Annotated in this window: 15 protein-coding genes; 2 read left to right on the plus strand and 13 right to left on the minus strand. The window is 44.7% G+C overall.

Annotated elements, in window-relative coordinates:
- Positions 1–20 precede the first annotated feature (20 nt).
- Both AACX38_RS12965 and AACX38_RS12970 read left to right on the plus strand, forming a co-directional pair.
- Complete coding sequence (locus tag AACX38_RS12965) at positions 21–1,298, plus strand: maltoporin (protein ID WP_228864512.1); 1,278 nt, start codon at positions 21–23, stop codon at positions 1,296–1,298.
- Positions 1,299–1,317: 19 nt separating this feature from the next.
- Entirely contained in the window at positions 1,318–2,202 is an 885-nt protein-coding gene (locus AACX38_RS12970) for a MalM family protein (protein WP_228864513.1), read from the plus strand.
- A gap of 72 nt (positions 2,203–2,274) precedes the next feature.
- On the opposite strand, the gene AACX38_RS12975 is transcribed toward AACX38_RS12970, so the two are convergent.
- From AACX38_RS12975 to AACX38_RS13035, 13 genes are all read right to left on the minus strand, one after another.
- Complete coding sequence (locus AACX38_RS12975; RefSeq protein ID WP_228864514.1) at positions 2,275–3,774, minus strand: radical SAM protein; 1,500 nt, start codon at positions 3,772–3,774, stop codon at positions 2,275–2,277.
- Positions 3,774–5,063, minus strand: a complete 1,290-nt coding sequence (locus AACX38_RS12980; RefSeq protein ID WP_228864515.1) for a glycosyltransferase — start codon at positions 5,061–5,063, stop codon at positions 3,774–3,776. The genes AACX38_RS12975 and AACX38_RS12980 overlap by 1 nt, the downstream gene beginning before the upstream one ends.
- 5 nt (positions 5,064–5,068) lie before the next feature.
- Positions 5,069–6,445 carry a glycosyltransferase gene (locus AACX38_RS12985; protein ID WP_228864516.1) on the minus strand — a complete coding sequence of 459 codons (1,377 nt, stop codon included), beginning with the start codon at positions 6,443–6,445 and terminating at the stop codon, positions 5,069–5,071.
- A gap of 180 nt (positions 6,446–6,625) precedes the next feature.
- Positions 6,626–7,921, minus strand: coding sequence for a polysaccharide deacetylase family protein (locus tag AACX38_RS12990; RefSeq protein ID WP_228864517.1), 1,296 nt, complete (start codon positions 7,919–7,921; stop codon positions 6,626–6,628).
- Positions 7,922–8,011: 90 nt separating this feature from the next.
- Entirely contained in the window at positions 8,012–12,235 is a 4,224-nt protein-coding gene (rpoC, locus tag AACX38_RS12995) for a DNA-directed RNA polymerase subunit beta' (RefSeq protein WP_099120238.1), read from the minus strand.
- A 146-nt stretch (positions 12,236–12,381) separates the two neighbouring features.
- On the minus strand, positions 12,382–16,410 hold the full coding sequence (gene rpoB / locus AACX38_RS13000; protein WP_099120239.1) for a DNA-directed RNA polymerase subunit beta: 4,029 nt from the start codon (positions 16,408–16,410) through the stop codon (positions 12,382–12,384).
- Positions 16,411–16,824: 414 nt separating this feature from the next.
- On the minus strand, positions 16,825–17,190 hold the full coding sequence (gene rplL / locus AACX38_RS13005; protein ID WP_038237923.1) for a 50S ribosomal protein L7/L12: 366 nt from the start codon (positions 17,188–17,190) through the stop codon (positions 16,825–16,827).
- A 63-nt stretch (positions 17,191–17,253) separates the two neighbouring features.
- Positions 17,254–17,751 (minus strand): 50S ribosomal protein L10, encoded by a 498-nt coding sequence (gene rplJ / locus AACX38_RS13010; RefSeq protein ID WP_099109249.1) that lies wholly within the window; start codon positions 17,749–17,751, stop codon positions 17,254–17,256.
- A gap of 354 nt (positions 17,752–18,105) precedes the next feature.
- Positions 18,106–18,810 carry a 50S ribosomal protein L1 gene (gene rplA / locus AACX38_RS13015; RefSeq protein ID WP_099120240.1) on the minus strand — a complete coding sequence of 235 codons (705 nt, stop codon included), beginning with the start codon at positions 18,808–18,810 and terminating at the stop codon, positions 18,106–18,108.
- A gap of 3 nt (positions 18,811–18,813) precedes the next feature.
- Positions 18,814–19,242: a 50S ribosomal protein L11 gene (gene rplK / locus AACX38_RS13020; protein ID WP_010848553.1), complete on the minus strand. Its 429-nt coding sequence runs from the start codon at positions 19,240–19,242 to the stop codon at positions 18,814–18,816.
- A gap of 228 nt (positions 19,243–19,470) precedes the next feature.
- Positions 19,471–20,016: a transcription termination/antitermination protein NusG gene (gene nusG, locus AACX38_RS13025; RefSeq protein ID WP_099109247.1), complete on the minus strand. Its 546-nt coding sequence runs from the start codon at positions 20,014–20,016 to the stop codon at positions 19,471–19,473.
- A 2-nt stretch (positions 20,017–20,018) separates the two neighbouring features.
- Positions 20,019–20,402 carry a preprotein translocase subunit SecE gene (gene secE, locus AACX38_RS13030; RefSeq protein ID WP_099109246.1) on the minus strand — a complete coding sequence of 128 codons (384 nt, stop codon included), beginning with the start codon at positions 20,400–20,402 and terminating at the stop codon, positions 20,019–20,021.
- A gap of 372 nt (positions 20,403–20,774) precedes the next feature.
- On the minus strand, positions 20,775–21,384 hold a 610-nt coding region (locus AACX38_RS13035), incomplete at its 5' end, for an EF-Tu C-terminal domain-related protein (protein WP_255712079.1).

A 21,384-nucleotide genomic window follows, 5' to 3' on the forward strand; every position in this document is an offset into this window, starting at 1 on the left:
AAAATAACAGGAGAACAATTATGCGCATCTTACCTCTCTCATTACCCGTGCTGGCTGGATTATTTTCCATGCAGGCCGCTGCGGTGGACTTCCACGGTTATGCCCGTTCAGGTATCGGCTGGACAGGACGTGGCGGTGAGCAAACATGTGCTCAAAGTACAGGGGCACAGAGTAAATACCGCCTCGGAAATGAGTGTGAAACCTATGCTGAATTAAAATTAGGACAAGAATTATGGCAGCAAGAAGATAAACGCTTCTATTTCGATACCAATCTTGCCTACAGCGCGGCTCAGAAAAGCGATAATGAATCGGTCAACCCAGTATTCCGTGAAGTGAATGTACAGGCAACTAACCTGATTGACTGGTTGCCCGGTTCAACACTGTGGGCCGGTAAGCGTTTTTATCAACGCCATGATGTACATATGATCGATTTCTATTATTGGGATATTTCTGGTCCCGGAGCCGGTTTGGAAAATATTGATCTTGATTTTGGCAAACTTTCTCTTGCCGTGACACGCAATACTGAAAGTGGAGGTTCATATCGCTGGGTTAGTAATAAAAATCAAAACACCGAAACCTCTAATGATGTTTTTGATGCCCGGCTTGCTGCTCTCCCCATCAACAGCGGTGGTACGCTGGAATTAGGTGTTGATTACGGGCGGGCTAATCCACGTAAGGGTTATCATTTGGCCAAAAACGCTTCTAAAGATGGGGTAATGCTAACGGCTGAACATACCCAAAGTATGTTGGATGGGTTCAATAAACTTGTTGTTCAGTATGCGACTGACTCTATGACTTCCAATAATAATGGTCGTTCCGCGGGAGCCAGTACCGACAATAATGGTCATATGCTGCGTGTGATAAATCATGGAGCCATAAATCTGGCTGAAAAATGGGACTTAATGTACGTCGCCATGTACCAAAATATTGATCGCGATAATCGTAATGGAACCATTTGGTATACCGCAGGTATCCGCCCAATGTACAAATGGACCCCCACCATGAGTACATTAATGGAAGTTGGCTACGATAATGTCAAATCTCAGCGTACCAAAGCGATTAACGACCAGTACAAAATCACTCTGGCCCAACAATGGCAGGCAGGTGACAGCATCTGGTCCCGTCCGGCGATTCGTTTGTACACCACTTATGCTAAATGGAATGAAAAATGGGGTTATGCCAATAAAACTCCCGGTTATAACGATGGGTTAGCTTATCGTGACACAACTGCTCACCATTTCAGCCGTGGTAAGAATGATGAGTTCACGTTTGGTGCTCAATTTGAAGCCTGGTGGTAATTTAGGGTAAGGGTAAACGATGAAAACCAAACTAATTACTCTCTTCTTTATCAGTATTTTCTCCTGCATAAGCCTCCCCTTAGTGGCTTATGCAGCAGGTACTGTATCTGAGAAGGCTATGATTAATCCGGAAATAAACAACAGCGTTGCTTATTCCATACCTGTTTCTGTTTTACAGAAGCAGGTATGGAAACCGATAAAGACCCCGGCAATGCACACAATTGTTCTCAGTCGGACTTCACCTCAGATTAACGAAGGAAATATTCAGGGAGCAGTTGCCACTCTTGCTTTACCGGCCAGTCAGGGTGCACTGAAAATGACGTTAAGCAGCCGGATAAAAGATAAGCAGGTCTATTTACCTAACATGTTGGTGTTTGATGAAAAATTTCAGCCTGTTGCACTTTATGCAAGCCATTCTTTCTCCTATCAACAACCGGGGATCTTCTCGGGGGAAAGGATTGAAAGAACATTAAAAATAACGCCAGTGTCAGGGCAGAAAAATATATATTTGCTGATTTACACTACCCATGCAGACCTGCAAACATCGACCAAAATGGTTGATCCAGCCAAAGCCTATGCTCAGGGAGTAGGTAACGCGGTTCCCAATATTCCAGACCCAGTAGCTCGCCATACAGATACCGGAATTTTAACGCTGAAAGTGACGTCAGAACGAACTACCGAAAACGTATTGGCTGACCATTCTCTCGTAGATCGAAAACCTAATAGAGTGCCTAAATCTATTTCAGGTGAAACAGAACAGCACTTCAATGAGGCCATCAAGAAAGCGATCAAAAATGAAGATATCAATAAGGCACTAACTCTGTTAGATGAAGCTGAACGCCTTGGTTCATCGAGTGCACGGGAAACATTTATCAAAATGATAAAGAGTAAAGGATCTACCTGAACCGGTACAAATTAAAGCCACCCGTTTAGTAGGAAGAAAACGGATGGCTTTAATCATTATTACTCATCATATTTAGTCATTAAATTCTGTATTTACGATTGACTCAACCAGCACTTTGCCACTATGAGTGAGTTTAATTTTGTCATTATCAAAAAATAGCAACTGACGTTCTGCCAAATCACATAATTTATTATAAATACGTTTGTTTTCTTTTATCGCATGACCAAATCTTTGCCGGTGAACATCATTATTTACCGGCTGGCAGGTCGATAACGCCATTTTAATAGCATTCGATTCCTGCCTTTCTGCTGACATACCCGTCACAGAAGCAACAGGCAAAATATGATTATTCACTGCTTCGCGATAACACTTGTAATCGGTGAGATTCACCATTTCAGCGGAACGGCATTTCGAACTGCCACCCAATCCAATAGCAACTTCCGGATGTTGTTTATCCTGATCAGTAATAATACCTTTCCACTTTTCTGGCTCTGTATCTTTGCGATAAAAATACATTGTCGGATGTTCAGAATAATGGCTATCAAATAAATTATCGATAACATTGCGCATCTGATACTGCTCACCGAGGCTCGGAAACATACCCGCAGAAAGTTTACTGCCTTTATTGGCTCCGGTGTCAATACGGTTTGTTCCAGCAGATGTTGTTTCAACCGGTGTAATTTCAATTGGTATAATTTTCTTTTGCCACAGTGCTTTTTTTTCCTCTGAGACGCCCGTCCGCGTTTCCATGAAATCTTTTATATGCAGCTTCGAACAGACAATATGAGACAACTCCAGTTCCAGCGCTTTTCTGATGTCATACTCAACATCTTCAACTCTCTGCTGTAATAAACCATAAATTAAATCTACGCTGGTCCACTCAATGCCGGCTTCTCGAGCATTCTTTATCACCTCGAAACACTCCCCAGAAGAGTGCTTCCTGCCAGAAGAATAAATAATGTCATCGTTGAAAGACTGAGCACCAAAAGACAGTTTACTGAACCCTAGTTTGTGCAGGAAAGCCAGATAATGGCTGTCTAAAGTACCCGGCTCTCCTTCGAATCTTAGTGTTGCATGACTAAAGTTAAAGTGTTCCCGGTAAAACACCATTAACCGTTCCAATTCATCAAAAGGTAATAGCGATGGTGTCCCTCCGAAAATATTAAATTCACCGATTGACACACTCGCCAGATTAGGCACTTTTTGTAACCACATTCTGGCTTCCATGATATTGAGGTCGACGACTTCCTTAAATACCTGAGATGACTCTTCTCTGTGTGGCCTGACCACAATCTTAGGAAACTGGCAAAAATGACAAATATATCGGCAGGTAGGTATATAGGCCCAGAGATGAATGGGATATCCGGTAGAAAGTTCACTATTCAATGCTTCAAGAAAACGTTGATGCGGGTAATTTTCAATATCTCCGGGGAAAATATGACACCCGAATGGGTCACGATAAACATAAGAAAGAAGGGATTGATTACGCTGATCAGAAAGTACATCAATAATATCGGGCCGTGGATATTTTTCGTCTATTTTATTCAGTGAATACAGTGCTTGTTCTATCATCAGAAAACTCCTCCATTAGCAAAATAGTTATGGGCTGTTCCTGATTCCCTGTCCTCACAGAAGTAGTAAACATAATTGATAAATTTATCTGGCTGCTGCTTCAGAATAGCGTCAAGACAAGGTGGTAACTCCGGCGGATAGCCTATACTTTGATCCACATGTTTACGCAGGCTGGCGAATATTTGCTGTCTGAATTCGAAATAAAGCCGGTAGGATGGCGTTTTATAAGCGTGTATCGGTTTAAAGTCGATAATACGGGCGGTCGATTTTATTTCATGAATGCGTTCATACAGTTTCTGAGCCACCGGAGCCGTAAAAAAATCAATGATGGCGTCTTTCTGTAATAAATCAGGATTAAGCAATAAGGGTAATATAATATTTTTAGGCACGTAATCTTTGATGGAATAATCCCATGCCATTTTTCCTTCTTCTGGTGTGAGATCTCCATACGGTATATTTTCATCCGGTGGCCGGATATCTTTCATGGTGATAATGCCATCAGCCCCATAAGCCTTGCCGATGATCACTTCACCCAGCAAGTTATCGACCCGCCTGCTGTTAATCTCAACTCTGGAGTAATGCGCATAAGTTGGCTTACCACCATAAGCAATAACTTTAATACCGAAATCCCAGTCATCCGACAGATGTTGCACAAACGCGCCATCATGTAATTGGTAAAAAATTTCGATGCCACCCACCTTATCGTATAAGTCCCTTTCAACAGCAAAACCTTTTCCATCGGGAAAGCCACCAAATAGAGAGAAAGAAAACTCACGACAAAGTAATGTCTTTCTTATCTGTTCATACAAAACAGGACGATGTAAAAATTTTTCGGGATCATAAAAATAATTGCACGTCCCCAAATCAGCCTTATCCATCATCATTTTTTTTATGAGTTGATAAACCCATTGATTATCAACCGTACAATCTGCATCAGCAGACAGAATATAAAAACGTTGCTCCAGATGATATTTCTTATCCCGCTCTTTACTCCTCTGACTGGCAAAATCCATTCCACATTTTCTGGCGGAAGAAACACCCTGCTGTTTTTCTTCTATAACATACAGATTCAATAACGGATTAGCTTCTCTAAATTTTTTAATAACGTTCAGGGAGTTGTCTGTTGAGTTATTATCAACAATAACAACTTCATAAGTGTCCTTATTTAATTCCCCTGATTCATCATATTGGTTAAAAAGAGAAGTTAATACAATATTCAATCTTTTTTCTTCATTAAAGACAGGTAACACAACAGAAATAACGACATCTTTTTTCATCACTTCATTCATCACATTCACCTTTTATCTGAAAAGAAAATGTCATCCAGAATACGATGAGACAATAGCTCCCTCCCTAATTTGTAATTATGCTCCGCATATCTTTTCATATTTACTGGATCTTTGAGCAATGCATAAACTTCATTAATAAACGCTTTATCCGGTACTCCATCATTTTCTTTGCTGATATTCATCACTGGAGAAAGGAAACCTTTATTACCATACACCTCATCATAATATTCATAGCTGGTCGTGATATAACATTTACTTTGACAGATGGCTTCCCCGATAGGATTCCCGTAGCTATCATAATCATATGAAGTCAAGAATGATATTAAATCTGCTGAATGTATCAGATCCTCAACTGTAAATTCGGATGTATTATGATAAAAATCATGGCATAAGCTACCGACAAATATAACATAATCTTCTACATCATAATTTTTCACCATCTCCCTTAACTGATGATAATGACATACATCTTCATTAGTGTTACCCGCCACAAGTAAATATATTTTTATATCGTCCTGACTGAATAGTCTGTTAAGCTCTTTAATCAGAATAATATCTCTGTCTAATCTCTTCTGTGGAATAATTCTGGTGATTCTGGATATAACCACATCATTTTTCCTGATACCAAATCGATGCCTGATATTTTTTCTGGAAGCCAGGCGTTCAAAGTCATAACTATTTGGTAGGACATTGATATCTAAATCATATCCACACCATTCTAATAAATGTACTTTTGAGGTCTGGTTTAAAGTAAAGTATTTTATATACGGTGAGTCAACAGGTTTTATCGCAAATTCATAAGGGGGTGAGCCATACTTCCCAGCGGATGTCTCACTATTCCACATCAAATCATGATCACGCCAAAGAACAAATTTATCAAGATCAAGTTGTTGCCCATATTTATCGATAGCTTTATACAAGGCTTTGGTATAAACGATATTTTCTGGAATAGTTCCATTTTCTACAATGAGATAACCAATGCGATTCTTCAGCCAGAAGGCCAGGATTGAATCCGAAAGCGTATCAGAAACTTCGTCAACCCTTTCTTTTAAGTTTCTTAATTCACTCTCTTCAACCACCTTATTATTTCTTATCATGGCATCAAAAACATTAGTAAGAAAATTGATATTATAATCAGGAATATCAAAAATATTTGCAACTCTGACCAACTCTAATAACTCACCAAACAATGAGCATTCATCTTTATATTCTTTATTAAAATTTCCTTTATCAATTTTTATATCATAACCTAAATCCATGAAAATTCTTTTCTTACTGTTTTTCAAAAAACCTGCAAGTTTAATTGATTCAACAACAATTCCGGACATCGGAACGCCATCAAAGGAGATTATTAACACATTATAATCATCTTGAATATTCACGCTCACCTCCACATAATTTAATAATTAAATGGAAACAATCATATATAATATTTTCAAGCTAAACTGACAGGGTATTATTTCATGAAAACATGTTCAAAAATAGCGAGCTGTGATATTTATAATAAAACCCCATTAATACAGAGAGTTCTATATAATTACCTTAAAATCAATCTAAATATATCATTTTTTTCTATTTATCTTAGAAAAAGGAATATCTCTTGGTTTATTGGCTATCATTTTCGCCATTTTTTCAATGGAATCTGTCCGCAATATATATAGCCGCTTCAAAGAAAAGGGATTGTCTCCCAATTTAACTTTTCCCTGCATAGTAGTAACTGCTAAATGAAAACCTGCATTTCTAGCCGCTTTCATCGCTGACATATTATATCCGCCAAAAGGGTAGGAAAGATAAATTACATAGGGGTTAAATTGTGATAATGCCCGGCGGGAGCGTTCAAAGTCATACAGAATATTCCGGTATGAACGCTTGAATAATATGGGTTTCTTATTTTTACCTAATCGATGCAAGAAATGAGTATGGGATTGAAAATCAAAAACATCCTGCATAGATAACAATTCATTAAGACTCAAAAATTGTAGGTTATTGGGATTCCATTTCTGAGGATGGCGTTTGATTCGGGATGAGATGATAAAAAGTGTCGCCTTTTGTTCATTTTTTTTCAGTATTGGGTAAGCATAACGATACACTGACTTCAATCCATCATCAAAAGTCAAAGCAACAACTTTCGCCGGCAGGTTAATTGCACCTTTTAAGTACCCCTCCAACTCATAGAGTGAAATCGTAGTGTAACCAGCCTGTTTTAAGTAATCCATTTGATTACGGAAGGCGTTCAAAGAGGTGGTTGTTGATGTATGCAGAAAACGCTTATTCTCTTTCTCCTCAAGAATATGATGGTATGTCAGCACAGGTATGCCATTATCCTGTTCAGCATCCTGAGCACGAATGTAGCCCAGACGTCCTCCCAGATTAATTTCATACCAAATATTATGCTTAATATCCTGTACCTTATCCTGAATTGGATAGCGGAGATCTGCCTCCAGTACTGCCATTGGCTTACTATCGGCTTTCAGTGTGCTGTAAACCTTCGTTGCCTGAAAGGTAGCTAAACCCTGAGCGATTTTATTATTGAGAATGGGGAAAGGATCACTGGGGAATGAGGCTTTTTTTATTTCTTTTAAATGGCTTTTAGCAATGTAACCTTTCCCATTACCAAACCTAAATACGTAATAATCGCTGTCTTCTCCTTCATCCTGCGCCACTTTCAGGCTCTGCCCTTCCCTGAAGATGCCAACCTGAATCACATGTTCTCCAACCAAGGCATAAATTTCGCTGTCTCTGATGACCTCCATATAACGATAGCTTTCCCCATCAGGCTGATACGCTGCGACCTGATTGGCGAAAAAGAATAACGACAGCAAGAAAATCATGGCAGCAACATTAACGATTTGTCTCATTCTGTTTTCCACCCAAAATAAAAATGCCCTCTACCAGAGAGGGCATTTTATGATTAGTGATACGAATTATGTATCCTACTCATCATGGTGTTACTCGTTAGAGCTGCTACCGAAACCTGCATTCAACAATTCAGCAAGGTTTGCAGTGGCTTCGTCGACAGTCACTTGTGGTGCTTCAACCACTTCGTTTTCGTGACGACGGCGCATACGATCCTGATGGTAAGCATAACCTGTACCCGCAGGGATCAGACGACCCACAATGACGTTCTCTTTCAGGCCACGCAATTCATCACGTTTACCTGCAACAGCTGCTTCAGTCAGTACGCGGGTTGTTTCCTGGAACGACGCCGCAGAGATGAAGGATTCTGTTGCCAGTGATGCTTTGGTAATACCCAGCAGATCACGGTGGAAGGTCGCAGGGACTTTGCCATCTTGATCCAGTTTACGGTTAGCAACTTTAACGCGTGCGTATTCAACCTGCTCGCCTTCAAGGAATTCAGAGCTTCCCGCGCTTGCAATGGTCACTTTACGCAGCATCTGACGAACGATAACTTCAATGTGTTTATCGTTAATCTTAACGCCTTGCAGACGGTAAACTTCCTGAACTTCGTTAGTGATGTAACGAGCAACGGCATGAACGCCACGCAGACGCAGAATGTCGTGTGGAGATTCTGGACCATCGGAGATCACGTCACCACGTTCAACAACCTCACCTTCGAATACGTTGAGCTGACGCCATTTAGGGATCATCTCTTCGTAAGCATCACTACCATCCAGTGGGCTGATTACCAGACGACGTTTACCTTTGGTTTCTTTACCGAAGGAAACGATACCGCTGATTTCTGCCAGGATAGCAGGCTCTTTCGGACGACGTGCTTCGAACAGGTCTGCAACGCGTGGCAGACCACCGGTGATATCTTTAGTACCGCCAGATTCCTGAGGAATACGAGCCAGCGTGTCACCCGCAGAGATAGTTATGCCATCTTCCAGCTGAACAATCGCTTTACCCGGCAGGAAGTACTGAGCAGGCATATCTGTACCCGGGATCAGAACGTCGTTACCCTGAGCATCAACGATTTTCAGTGCCGGACGCAGGTCTTTACCGCTACCGGTACGCTCTGCACTGTCCAGAACCACCAGTGATGAAAGGCCGGTCAGTTCGTCCGTCTGACGGGTAATGGTCTGGCCATCTACCATGTCGGAGAACTGGATGATACCGGACACTTCACTCACGACTGGCATGGTGTGTGGATCCCAGTTAGCAACGGTTTCACCGCCGGCAACTTTCTCGCCATCACCTTTTGACAATACGGAGCCGTAAGGCACTTTATAGCTTTCTTTAGTACGGCCGAAATCGTCAATCAGGCGCAATTCGGTATTACGGGAAGTAATAACCAGTTTGCCCGCTGAGTTAGTAACGAATTTCGCGTTAGTCAGTTTCAATTGACCTTTGTTACGTACCTGAATGCTGGATTCTGCTGCCGCACGAGATGCCGCACCACCGATGTGGAACGTACGCATCGTCAGCTGTGTACCCGGCTCACCGATTGACTGTGCCGCGATAACACCAACTGCTTCACCTTTGTTGATGATATGACCACGAGCAAGGTCACGTCCGTAACAGTTCGCACAGACACCGAAGTCAGTTTCACAACTAACTACAGAACGTACTTTCACGCTATCAACGGAGTTTTCTTCTAACAGATCACACCATTTTTCGTTCAGCAGAGTGTTACGTGGAACCAGAATGTCCGCAGAACCTGGTTTCAGAACGTCTTCAGCAGTCACACGACCCAGTACACGCTCACGCAGAGGTTCTTTAACGTCACCACCTTCGATAACCGGAGTCATCATGATGCCATTATGCGTACCACAGTCATCTTCAGTAACAACCAGATCCTGAGCAACGTCAACCAGACGACGAGTCAGATAACCGGAGTTCGCAGTTTTCAGTGCGGTATCCGCAAGACCTTTACGAGCACCGTGGGTTGAGATGAAGTACTGAAGTACGTTCAGACCTTCACGGAAGTTCGCGGTGATTGGGGTTTCAATGATGGAGCCATCTGGCGTTGCCATCAGACCACGCATACCCGCCAACTGACGAATCTGAGCAGCAGAACCACGAGCACCGGAGTCGGCCATCATAAAGATGTTGTTGAAGGAAACCTGTTGTTCTTCTTCGCCTTTGCTGTTAATCACAGTCTCAGAAGAGAGGTTTTCCATCATCGCTTTAGCAACACGTTCGTTCGCCGCCGCCCAGATATCAATAACTTTGTTATAGCGTTCGCCCGCAGTTACCAGACCTGACTGGAACTGTTCCTGAATTTCAGCAACTTCAGCTTCTGCTTCCGCGATGATGCCTTCTTTCTTCTCAGGAATAACCATGTCGTCAATACCTACGGATACCCCTGAACGGGCAGCGTAAGCAAAACCGGTGTACATGGTCTGGTCAGCTAAGATAACGGTTGGTTTCAGGCCCAGCACACGGTAACAGGTATTCAGCATCTTAGAGATCGCTTTTTTACCCAGTGGCTGGTTAATCAGTGAGTATGGCAGACCACGCGGTACAATCATCCACAGGATGGCACGACCGATAGTGGTATCAACCAGACCTGTATTAACCGTAACGTTGCCTTCGCCATCTCTCACTTCTTCAGTGATACGAACTTTGACACGGGCATGCAGAGAAGCCAGACCTGCGCGGTATACGCGTTCTGCTTCTTTAGGACCGGTCAGAACCATGCCTTCGCCTTTCGCGTTAACACAGTCACGGGTCATGTAGTACAGACCCAATACAACGTCCTGAGATGGAACGATGATTGGTTCACCGCTCGCCGGAGACAGGATGTTGTTGGTAGACATCATCAGCGCACGCGCTTCCAGCTGGGCTTCCAGTGTCAACGGTACGTGAACAGCCATCTGGTCACCATCGAAGTCGGCGTTATAAGCCGCACACACCAATGGGTGCAACTGAATCGCTTTACCTTCGATCAGAACCGGTTCAAACGCCTGAATACCCAGACGGTGAAGGGTTGGTGCACGGTTCAGCAGAACCGGGTGCTCACGGATAACCTCATCAAGGATATCCCATACAACCGCTTCTTCGCGTTCAACCATTTTCTTGGCTGCTTTGATGGTAGTCGCCAGACCACGCAGTTCCAGTTTGCCGTAGATGAATGGTTTGAACAGCTCCAGAGCCATCTTCTTAGGAAGACCACACTGATGCAGGCGCAGGTATGGACCTACGGTAATTACAGAACGGCCTGAGTAGTCAACACGTTTACCCAACAGGTTCTGACGGAAACGACCCTGTTTACCCTTGATCATATCAGCCAGGGATTTCAGAGGACGCTTGTTGGAACCCGTGATTGCGCGACCACGACGACCATTGTCCAGCAATGCATCAACCGCTTCCTGCAACATACGTTTTTCGTTACGTACGATGATGTCTGGCGCAGCCAGATCCAGCAGGCGTTTCAGACGGTTGTTACGGTTGATAACGCGACGATACAGATCGTTCAGGTCAGACGTTGCGAAACGACCGCCATCCAGAGGAACCAAAGGACGCAGATCCGGTGGCAGAACTGGCAGAACAGTCAGAACCATCCACTCTGGTTTGTTACCAGACTGAATGAAAGCTTCCAGCAGCTTGATGCGCTTGGTCAGTTTCTTACGCTTTGTTTCAGAGTTGGTTTCGTTCAGCTCTTCACGCAGAGTTTCACATTCGTTTTCCAGATCGATGTTTTTCAACAAAGACTGGATCGCTTCTGCGCCCATTTTTGCGTCGAACTCATCACCGAACTCTTCCAGTGCATCCAGATACTGCTCTTCAGTCAGGATCTGACTGCGCTCAAGACTGGTCATGCCGCCTTCTACAACCACATAGGATTCGAAGTACAGTACGCGTTCGATGTCGCGCAGTGGCATATCCAGCAGCAAGCCGATACGGGATGGCAGTGATTTCAGGAACCAGATGTGAGCAGTCGGAGATGCCAGTTCAATGTGACCCATACGTTCACGGCGAACTTTAGTCTGAGTGACTTCAACACCACACTTCTCACAAATCACACCACGGTGTTTTAAGCGCTTGTATTTACCACACAAGCATTCGTAATCTTTTACCGGCCCGAAAATACGCGCACAGAAAAGACCGTCACGCTCAGGTTTGAACGTACGGTAGTTAATGGTTTCCGGCTTTTTTACTTCCCCGAATGACCACGAACGGATCATATCTGGAGAGGCCAGAGCAATTTTGATCGCATCAAACTCTTCGGTCTTGGTTTGCGCTTTCAGAAACTTCAATAAGTCTTTCACGAAATGGCTCCTGTCGGAGTTAGACCTGTTAGGTGAGTGGCCCATGCCACTCCCCCCTTGTAACCAGTGTAACCACTGGCTGGCAGACTGCCCGATTATGTTATTTCAACATAAGGCGGGCAGTGCCAGCGGAAAACGATGATTTATTATTCGTCTTCCAGCTCGATGTTGATACCCAAGGAACGGATTTCTTTCAGCAATACGTTGAAAGACTCCGGCATACCTGGTTCCATCTGGTGGTTACCGTCCACGATGTTTTTATACATCTTGGTACGACCGTTAACATCATCAGACTTAACGGTAAGCATTTCTTGCAGAGTATAGGCAGCACCGTATGCTTCCAGTGCCCACACTTCCATCTCCCCGAAACGCTGACCACCGAACTGTGCTTTACCACCCAGCGGCTGCTGAGTAACCAAGCTGTAAGAACCGGTAGAACGGGCGTGCATCTTGTCATCAACCAAGTGGTTCAATTTCAGCATGTACATGTAACCAACGGTTACCTGACGCTCGAATTGCTCACCAGTACGGCCGTCAAACAGTGTGATCTGACCGGAAGTCGGCAGGCCACCCAGTTTCAACAGCTCTTTGATTTCAGTCTCTTTCGCACCGTCGAAGACTGGCGTTGCGATTGGCATACCTTTTTTCAGGTTTTCAGCCAGACGCATGACTTCGTCGTCAGTGAAAGTATTCAAATCAACTTTCTGACGGGTGTCATCACCCAGATCATAAGCTTTCTGGATAAATTCACGCAGTTTGGCAACTTCCTGCTGCTGTTTCAGCATTGCATTGATCTTGTCACCAATGCCCTTCGCCGCCATACCCAGGTGAGTTTCCAGAATCTGACCGATGTTCATACGTGATGGTACGCCCAGCGGGTTCAGTACGATGTCAACAGGAGTACCATTTTCATCGTAAGGCATGTCTTCGATTGGGTTGATCTTAGAGATTACACCCTTGTTACCGTGACGACCTGCCATCTTATCACCAGGCTGGATCTGACGTTTCACTGCCAGATAAACCTTAACGATTTTCAGTACGCCAGGTGCTAAATCATCACCCTGAGTGATCTTACGACGTTTAGCATCCAGTTTTTTCTCGAACTCAGCTTTCAGTTCGTCATACTGTTCTGCCAACTGTTCCAACTGATTCTGTTTATCTTCATCAGCCAGACCCAGTTCTAACCAGCGCTCACGTGGCAGCTTGTCTAATTTTTCCGCTTCAATTCCACCGGAAACCAGTGCAGAACGAATACGGGCAAACAGACCAGCTTCGAAAATACGCAGTTCTTCAGTCAGGTCTTTCTTCGCCTGACGCAGCTGCATTTCTTCGATTTCCAGAGCACGCTTGTCTTTTTCTACGCCATCACGGGTAAAGACCTGTACGTCGATAACAGTACCGGAAACACCGTTTGGTACACGCAGTGATGAATCTTTAACATCAGATGCTTTTTCACCAAAGATCGCACGCAACAGTTTTTCTTCTGGCGTTAACTGAGTTTCACCTTTTGGTGTCACTTTACCGACCAGAATGTCGCCACCTTTCACTTCCGCACCGATATAAACGATACCGGATTCGTCCAGTTTAGACAGCGCTGCTTCACCTACGTTAGGGATGTCAGCAGTGATCTCTTCAGGCCCCAGTTTAGTATCACGGGATACACAAGCCAGTTCCTGAATATGAATAGTAGTGAAACGGTCTTCCTGAACAACACGTTCAGATACGAGGATGGAGTCCTCGAAGTTATAACCATTCCATGGCATGAACGCCACGCGCATGTTCTGACCCAGTGCCAGCTCACCCAAATCGGTGGATGGACCATCAGCCAGAACGTCACCACGTTCTACCATCTCGCCCAGAGACACACATGGCATCTGGTTGATACAGGTATTCTGGTTAGAACGGGTGTACTTGGTCAGGTTATAGATATCAATGCCCGCTTCACCAGCGTACATTTCATCTTCGTTAACCTTAATCACGATACGGGATGCGTCAACGTACTGAACCACACCGCCACGTTTAGCAACGGAGGTTACACCGGAGTCAACCGCTACCGCGCGCTCCATACCTGTTCCGACCAGCGGCTTATCTGCACGCAGGGTTGGAACCGCCTGACGTTGCATGTTCGCACCCATCAATGCACGGTTGGCGTCATCGTGTTCAAGGAATGGGATCAGGGAAGCACCGACGGACACGATCTGTTGTGTCGAAACGTCCATGTACTGAACCTGATCACGGCTGAACAAGCTGGATTCATCATAATGACGGCAAGTTACCAGTTCTTCGATGAAGTGGCCTTCTTCGTCCAGTGCGGAGTTAGCCTGCGCAATGACGTAGTTACCTTCTTCAATCGCTGACAGGTAATGAATCTCATCTGTTACCACGCCGTCACGTACTAAACGATAAGGGGTTTCAAGGAAACCATATTCGTTGGTACGAGCATAAACGGACAGGGAGTTAATCAGACCGATGTTTGGACCTTCAGGCGTTTCGATTGGACATACACGACCATAGTGAGTCGGGTGTACGTCTCGAACTTCAAAGCCTGCACGTTCACGGGTCAGACCGCCCGGGCCCAAAGCAGAAATACGACGTTTATGAGTGATTTCAGACAGTGGGTTGTTCTGGTCCATAAACTGAGACAGCTGGCTGGAACCAAAGAACTCTTTCACTGCTGCTGAAATTGGCTTGGCGTTGATCATATCCTGAGGCATCAGGGTATCCAGATCGCCCAGAGACAAGCGCTCTTTCACCGCTCGCTCGACACGTACCAGACCTACACGGAACTGGTTTTCAGCCATTTCACCAACGGAGCGAATACGACGGTTGCCTAAGTGGTCGATATCATCCACTTCGCCTTTACCGTTACGGATATCGATAAGCTTCTTCATGACATCAATGATGTCAGCTTTGCTCAGGATACCGGAACCTTCAATCTCTTCACGATCCAGTGAACGGTTGAACTTCATACGGCCAACAGCAGACAGATCATAACGATCTTCAGAGAAGAACAGGTTCTCAAACAGATTTTCTGCTGCTTCACGTGTTGGTGGTTCACCCGGACGCATCATGCGGTAGATTTCAACCAATGCGCTCAGGCGATCGTTGGTTGGGTCAATACGCAGAGTCTCGGAGATGTATGCACCGTGGTCTAAGTCGTTGGTGAACAGGGTCTCAATGGTTTTATGACCAGATTGGCTCAAACGTGCCAGCAGATCCAAAGAGAGTTCCATGTTCGCAGCACAGATGATTTCACCCGTATTCTGATCGATGTAATCTCTTGCAACAACTTTACCCGCGATATATTCAACAGGCACCTCAATGCGGTCTACCTGATCTTTTTCTAACTGGCGGATATGACGTGCAGTGATACGACGGCCTTTTTCAACATACAGTTTGCCGTTCGCTTCAATATCAAATGAAGCTGTCTCACCACGCAGACGTTCTGGTACCAGAGTCATCTGCAATTTGTTGTCGCGAATTTCGAACGTGGTCTTGTCGAAGAACAGATTCAGAATGTCTTCGCTCGTGTAATCCATCGCGCGCAGAATAATCGAAGCCGGTAATTTACGACGGCGGTCGATACGCACAAACAGATTATCTTTAGGATCGAATTCGAAATCCAGCCATGAACCACGGTAAGGAATGATACGTGCATTATACAGTACCTTACCGGATGAATGGGTTTTACCCTTATCGCTGTCAAAGAAAACGCCTGGGCTACGATGTAACTGAGATACGATTACGCGCTCAGTACCGTTGATAACGAAAGTACCGTTATCAGTCATGAGTGGAATTTCACCCATGTAGACTTCTTGTTCTTTGATGTCTTTTACTGTGCCTTCCGGCGCTTCACGCTCATAAATCACCAGACGCAGTTTAACGCGCAGTGGAGCGGAATAAGTCACGCCACGGATCTGACACTCTTGAACATCAAAAACAGGTTCGCCAAGACGGTAGCTTACATATTGCAGCTCAGAACTGCCGCTGTAACTCTGAATTGGGAACACAGAACGGAAGGCCGCTTCCAGTCCATTCTGGCCTTCAGGATCTTGCTCGATAAACTTCTGGAACGAGTCAAGTTGGATAGAAAGAAGGTATGGTACATCCAAAACTTGTGGACGTTTACCAAAATCCTTACGAATACGTTTTTTCTCGGTATAGGAGTAAACCATAGGGTTCCTCAGCTCGCTGATAAGTGACCCACTCTGTCCGCCCTTAAGGACAGCACTCTGCAACACTATTTTTTCGAACAGAAAATAGAATATTTTCCGTAATACTCATTGCTATTACTCTTAAATCATTTCATTGCGTTACCTTACTACCGAGCTACCCGAGTGGATCGTAGCTGAGAACACAGTATATTAAGTCGTCAATAGGAAGGAGTATTTGGGTTGATTAGTAGCCAAACAGTGTGAAATGCTACTAACACCCTGCATGTGCTCTGCAAGGCAATCTTTTTGTAAAGTAATCCTTGTGAAACAAGCTCTTTACAAAACTACAAGCTGCCTTACAGCGCAAAAAGGCTGGCGATTAAAAAATCGCCAGCCGCCAGCCTTGAAAATCAGGCTGCGAACTTCAAACTGATCTTACTTGATCTCAACAGAAGCACCTGCTTCTTCCAGAGATTTTTTCAGAGCTTCAGCGTCGTCTTTGCTGATGCCTTCTTTCAGTGCTGCTGGTGCACTTTCAACCAGGTCTTTAGCTTCTTTCAGACCCAGGCCAGTTGCGCCACGTACTGCTTTGATTACAGCAACTTTGTTAGCGCCAACGCCAGTCAGGATTACGTCGAATTCAGTTTTTTCTTCAACTGCTTCAGCAGCACCACCAACTACAGCAACAGCTGCAGCAGCAGAAACGCCGAATTTTTCTTCCATCATGCTGATCAGTTCAACAACGTCCATTACAGACATTTCTGCAACTGCGTCCAGAATTTGTTCTTTAGTGATAGACATAACAAGTGTTCCTAAAATTCAGAAATAATTTATACGTTAAAAAGCAACGAAGGAAATAAGCAATTAAGCAGCTTCTTTCTGATCGCGTAGCGCAGCCAGAGTGCGAACCAGTTTGCCTGCAGCGGCTTCTTTCATGGTTGACATCAGGCGTGCGATTGCTTCTTCGTAAGTTGGGAGTGTAGCCAGACGATCGATGTCCGAACCTGGGATAAACTCACCTTCAAAGGCTGCTGCTTTAATCTCGAATGCTGGGTTCGCTTTCGCGAAATCTTTGAACAGACGAGCAGCGGCGCCCGGATGTTCGTTAGAAAAAGCAATCAAGGTTGGACCAACAAACGCTTCTTTCAGGCACTCATACTCAGTACCTTCAACAGCACGACGCATCAGAGTGTTACGAACAACACGCATGTAAACGCCAGCTTCGCGACCTGCTTTACGCAGTTCAGTCATTTTATCTACAGTAACGCCGCGAGAATCCGCAACAACCGCAGACAGCGCGCCTTTGGCTACTTCGCTGACTTCAGCAACAATCGCTTGTTTGTCTTGAAGATTTAGTGCCATTAGCTTCTTGCTCCTGGATTAACCGGGCAAACCCGGGACTCACTTCACTCAGAACATGAAATATGCCTGAGCGCTGAAACACGGTGAGCAGAATCCAGAAATTAAATTTCATTTGGCTCTGTCACCGTCTACGCAGGATATTAAGTAAGTAATTTATCTACGTACTTACGCCTGCGGTCTTGGACGGGGCTTGGATTAGGCCAAGCTCCAACCGAAAACTGTGATTTGCCCTGAACAAATTTTATGTACCAATTATTATAAATTGTTATAAATCTGTTCAGTCAAATTCGAAGCGTCAGATTTTAGACAAATCTGACGCTGAGGTAAAGCGTTATTCGCTTTCAGCCTAAATTATTAAGCTGTTACGGTGTTCAGACCAGACTGGTCAATCGCAACACCTGCGCCCATGGTAGTGGACAGGCTAACTTTCTTAACGTAAACGCCTTTAGCTGAAGATGGCTTCGCTTTTTTCAGCGCAACCAGCAGAGCTTCCAGGTTTTCTTTCAGTTTGTCAGCGTCAAAGTCAACTTTACCGATGGTGGTGTGGATGATACCGTTCTTGTCGTTACGGTAACGAACCTGACCCGCTTTAGCGTTCTGTACAGCTTCAGCAACGTTAGGAGTTACAGTACCAACTTTCGGGTTTGGCATCAGACCACGTGGGCCCAGAATTTGGCCCAATTGACCAACAACGCGCATTGCATCTGGAGATGCGATAACTACGTCGAAGTTCATTTCGCCTTTCTTAATCTGTTCAGCCAGATCTTCCATACCTACCAGTTCTGCGCCAGCAGCTTTAGCCGCTTCAGCGTTTGCGCCCTGGGTAAATACAGCAACACGTACTGAACGACCGGTACCGTGTGGCAGTACAGTCGCGCCACGAACGTTCTGGTCAGATTTACGAGCATCGATGCCAAGATTAACAGCTACGTCAACGCTTTCTACGAACTTAGCAGTAGCCAGTTCTTTCAGCAGAGCAACGGCTTCATTGATGTCATATTGCTTAGTTGCATCAACTTTTTCACGAATTGTGCGCATGCGCTTAGTCAGTTTAGCCATTGATTAACCCTCCACTACCAGGCCCATGGAACGAGCAGTACCTTCGATTGAACGCATCATCGCGTCAACGTCAGCACCAGTCATATCCGCAGCTTTAGTTTCAGCAATTTCACGAATCTGAGCGCTGGTTACTTTACCAACTTTCTCTTTGTTCGGTTTGCCGGAACCAGATTTAACGCCTGCTGCTTTTTTCAGCAGAACCGCCGCTGGTGGGGTTTTGGTAACGAAAGTGAAAGAACGGTCTGCATAAACAGTGATAACAACTGGAATTGGCAGGCCTTTTTCAATGCTTTCAGTTTTAGCATTGAACGCTTTACAGAATTCCATGATGTTCACACCCTGCTGACCCAGTGCTGGACCAACTGGTGGGCTTGGGTTAGCCATACCCGCTGCTACTTGCAGCTTAACGTAGGCTTGTACTTTCTTAGCCATCTATATTTCCTCTATATGGGTGTTATCGCCTCTGGAAAGAGGCTCCCCTAACGTTTCAGGCCCCGCCTAATAATTAAATCAGGCAAAACCACAAAAAATTATGTCTGTCATCAGACTTAGTTGCCTATCCGGATAAGCTAAAATAGCCCCCGAATAAAAACAAAAGGCGCGAAATTGTATGCTAATTTCACACCCTTTGCAAGCAAAACAGCTCAATTAAGCATCAGATTAAGCTTTCTCGACCTGACTGAAATCCAGCTCAACTGGCGTAGCACGACCAAAGATAGAAACCGAAACTTTCAGGCGGCTCTTCTCGTAATCGACTTCTTCTACAACACCATTGAAGTCTGCAAATGGGCCATCGCTGACGCGGACCATTTCGCCTGGTTCGAATAAAGTTTTTGGACGTGGTTTATCACCAACCTGCTGAAGACGATTCATAATAGCATCGACTTCTTTATCGCTGATTGGAGCAGGACGGTCAGATGTACCGCCAATAAAACCCATTACGCGAGGTACACTGCGAACCAGATGCCATGTCGCATCGTTCATTACCATTTGTACCAGGACATAGCCCGGGAAGAATTTACGCTCGCTTTTACGACGCTGGCCACTGCGGATCTCAACAACTTCTTCTGTCGGCACCATAACTTCGCCGAAAGAGTCTTCCATATCGTGTAATTTGATATGTTCACGCAGAGATTGGGCTACGCGACCTTCAAACCCAGAAAATGCCTGTATGACATACCAACGCTTTTTTGGGGATTCAGACATTCTTAAAACCTCAGGCCTGTAATAAATGAAACTAAACGCACCAGAATACCATCAAGCCCCCACAAAATCAGCGACATGACAGCCGTTACTGCGGCAACAATCAGTGTTGTATGCAGGGCTTCCTGGCGAGTTGGCCAAATGACTTTACGCATTTCGACGCGAGATTCGCGGGCAAATGCTAATGCAGCTTTACCTTTCGCAGTCAACAATGCAACTGCTCCTGCAAGGGCAACAATAGCAACAACGGCTATCGCGCGCAGGGGCAGGTTATACTCCCGGTAATAGTAATTACCCACAATAGCAACCACCAGCAGCACTGCTACCAATAGCCATTTTGCTATATCAAGACCACGCCCGCTTTCTTGAGCATTGCTATTCGCACTCATAAACCAACCTGTAACTATATGTAAGTAACTATGATGTAAATAGATAGCCAGCTTGCCTCGCAAGAGCAAAACAAATCAGACCGAACCCAAAAATAATTGTAATTGTATCTGACTCGGCGTCATAATTCAGCAGGACTTTTTGTATCCATTCGCCTGAAAACGAACTTATTAAGAAGAGTTCTCTTAAAACTGCTTGTCTGAAAACAGGCAGATACCAAAGCCTATCCGTTGTATCAGAGCCTATCTCACCAATAATTCAGTACAACTATTTGGTGTACCCATCAACAACTATTGATGAGATAGGTTCTTCTTAAGACAACGTATAAAAAGGGCATCTATCGATGCCCTTCCAAAATGAACACATTAAAAAAATTATGCGATCACTTTAGCAACAACACCAGCACCAACAGTACGGCCGCCTTCACGGATTGCGAAACGCAGACCTTCGTCCATTGCGATTGGAGCAATCAGAGTAACTACCATGTTGATGTTGTCACCTGGCATTACCATCTCAACGCCTTCTGGCAGTTCGATAGTACCGGTTACGTCAGTTGTACGGAAGTAGAACTGTGGACGGTAACCTTTGAAGAATGGAGTATGACGGCCACCTTCATCTTTGCTCAGGATATATACTTCAGATTCGAAAGTAGTGTGTGGCTTGATTGAACCTGGTTTAGCCAGTACCTGACCACGTTCGATTTCGTCACGCTTAGTACCACGCAGCAGAACACCAACGTTCTCACCCGCACGGCCTTCGTCCAGCAGTTTGCGGAACATTTCAACGCCAGTACAAGTTGTTTTCGCAGTATCTTTGATACCAACGATTTCAACTTCGTCACCAACTTTAACGATACCACGCTCAACACGACCAGTTACAACAGTACCACGGCCGGAGATGGAGAATACGTCTTCGATTGGCAGCAGGAATGGCTTGTCAATGTCACGCTCTGGTTCTGGGATGTAAGTATCCAGTGCTTCAGCC

Origin of the sequence: Xenorhabdus sp. PB30.3, assembly GCF_963895965.1 — a bacterium.
Classification (GTDB): domain Bacteria; phylum Pseudomonadota; class Gammaproteobacteria; order Enterobacterales; family Enterobacteriaceae; genus Xenorhabdus; species Xenorhabdus stockiae.

Excerpts from the sequence above, each read along its gene's own strand:
- AACX38_RS12965 (WP_228864512.1), top strand. The coding sequence starts at position 21 with ATGCGCATCTTACCTCTCTCATTACCCGTGCTGGCTGGATTATTTTCC.
- AACX38_RS12970 (WP_228864513.1), top strand. The coding sequence starts at position 1,318 with ATGAAAACCAAACTAATTACTCTCTTCTTTATCAGTATTTTCTCCTGC.
- AACX38_RS12975 (WP_228864514.1), bottom strand. The coding sequence starts at position 3,774 with ATGATAGAACAAGCACTGTATTCACTGAATAAAATAGACGAAAAATAT.
- AACX38_RS12980 (WP_228864515.1), bottom strand. The coding sequence starts at position 5,063 with ATGAATGAAGTGATGAAAAAAGATGTCGTTATTTCTGTTGTGTTACCT.
- AACX38_RS12990 (WP_228864517.1), bottom strand. The coding sequence starts at position 7,921 with ATGAGACAAATCGTTAATGTTGCTGCCATGATTTTCTTGCTGTCGTTA.
- rpoB (WP_099120239.1), bottom strand. The coding sequence starts at position 16,410 with ATGGTTTACTCCTATACCGAGAAAAAACGTATTCGTAAGGATTTTGGT.
- rplL (WP_038237923.1), bottom strand. The coding sequence starts at position 17,190 with ATGTCTATCACTAAAGAACAAATTCTGGACGCAGTTGCAGAAATGTCT.
- rplJ (WP_099109249.1), bottom strand. The coding sequence starts at position 17,751 with ATGGCACTAAATCTTCAAGACAAACAAGCGATTGTTGCTGAAGTCAGC.
- rplA (WP_099120240.1), bottom strand. The coding sequence starts at position 18,810 with ATGGCTAAACTGACTAAGCGCATGCGCACAATTCGTGAAAAAGTTGAT.
- rplK (WP_010848553.1), bottom strand. The coding sequence starts at position 19,242 with ATGGCTAAGAAAGTACAAGCCTACGTTAAGCTGCAAGTAGCAGCGGGT.
- nusG (WP_099109247.1), bottom strand. The coding sequence starts at position 20,016 with ATGTCTGAATCCCCAAAAAAGCGTTGGTATGTCATACAGGCATTTTCT.
- secE (WP_099109246.1), bottom strand. The coding sequence starts at position 20,402 with ATGAGTGCGAATAGCAATGCTCAAGAAAGCGGGCGTGGTCTTGATATA.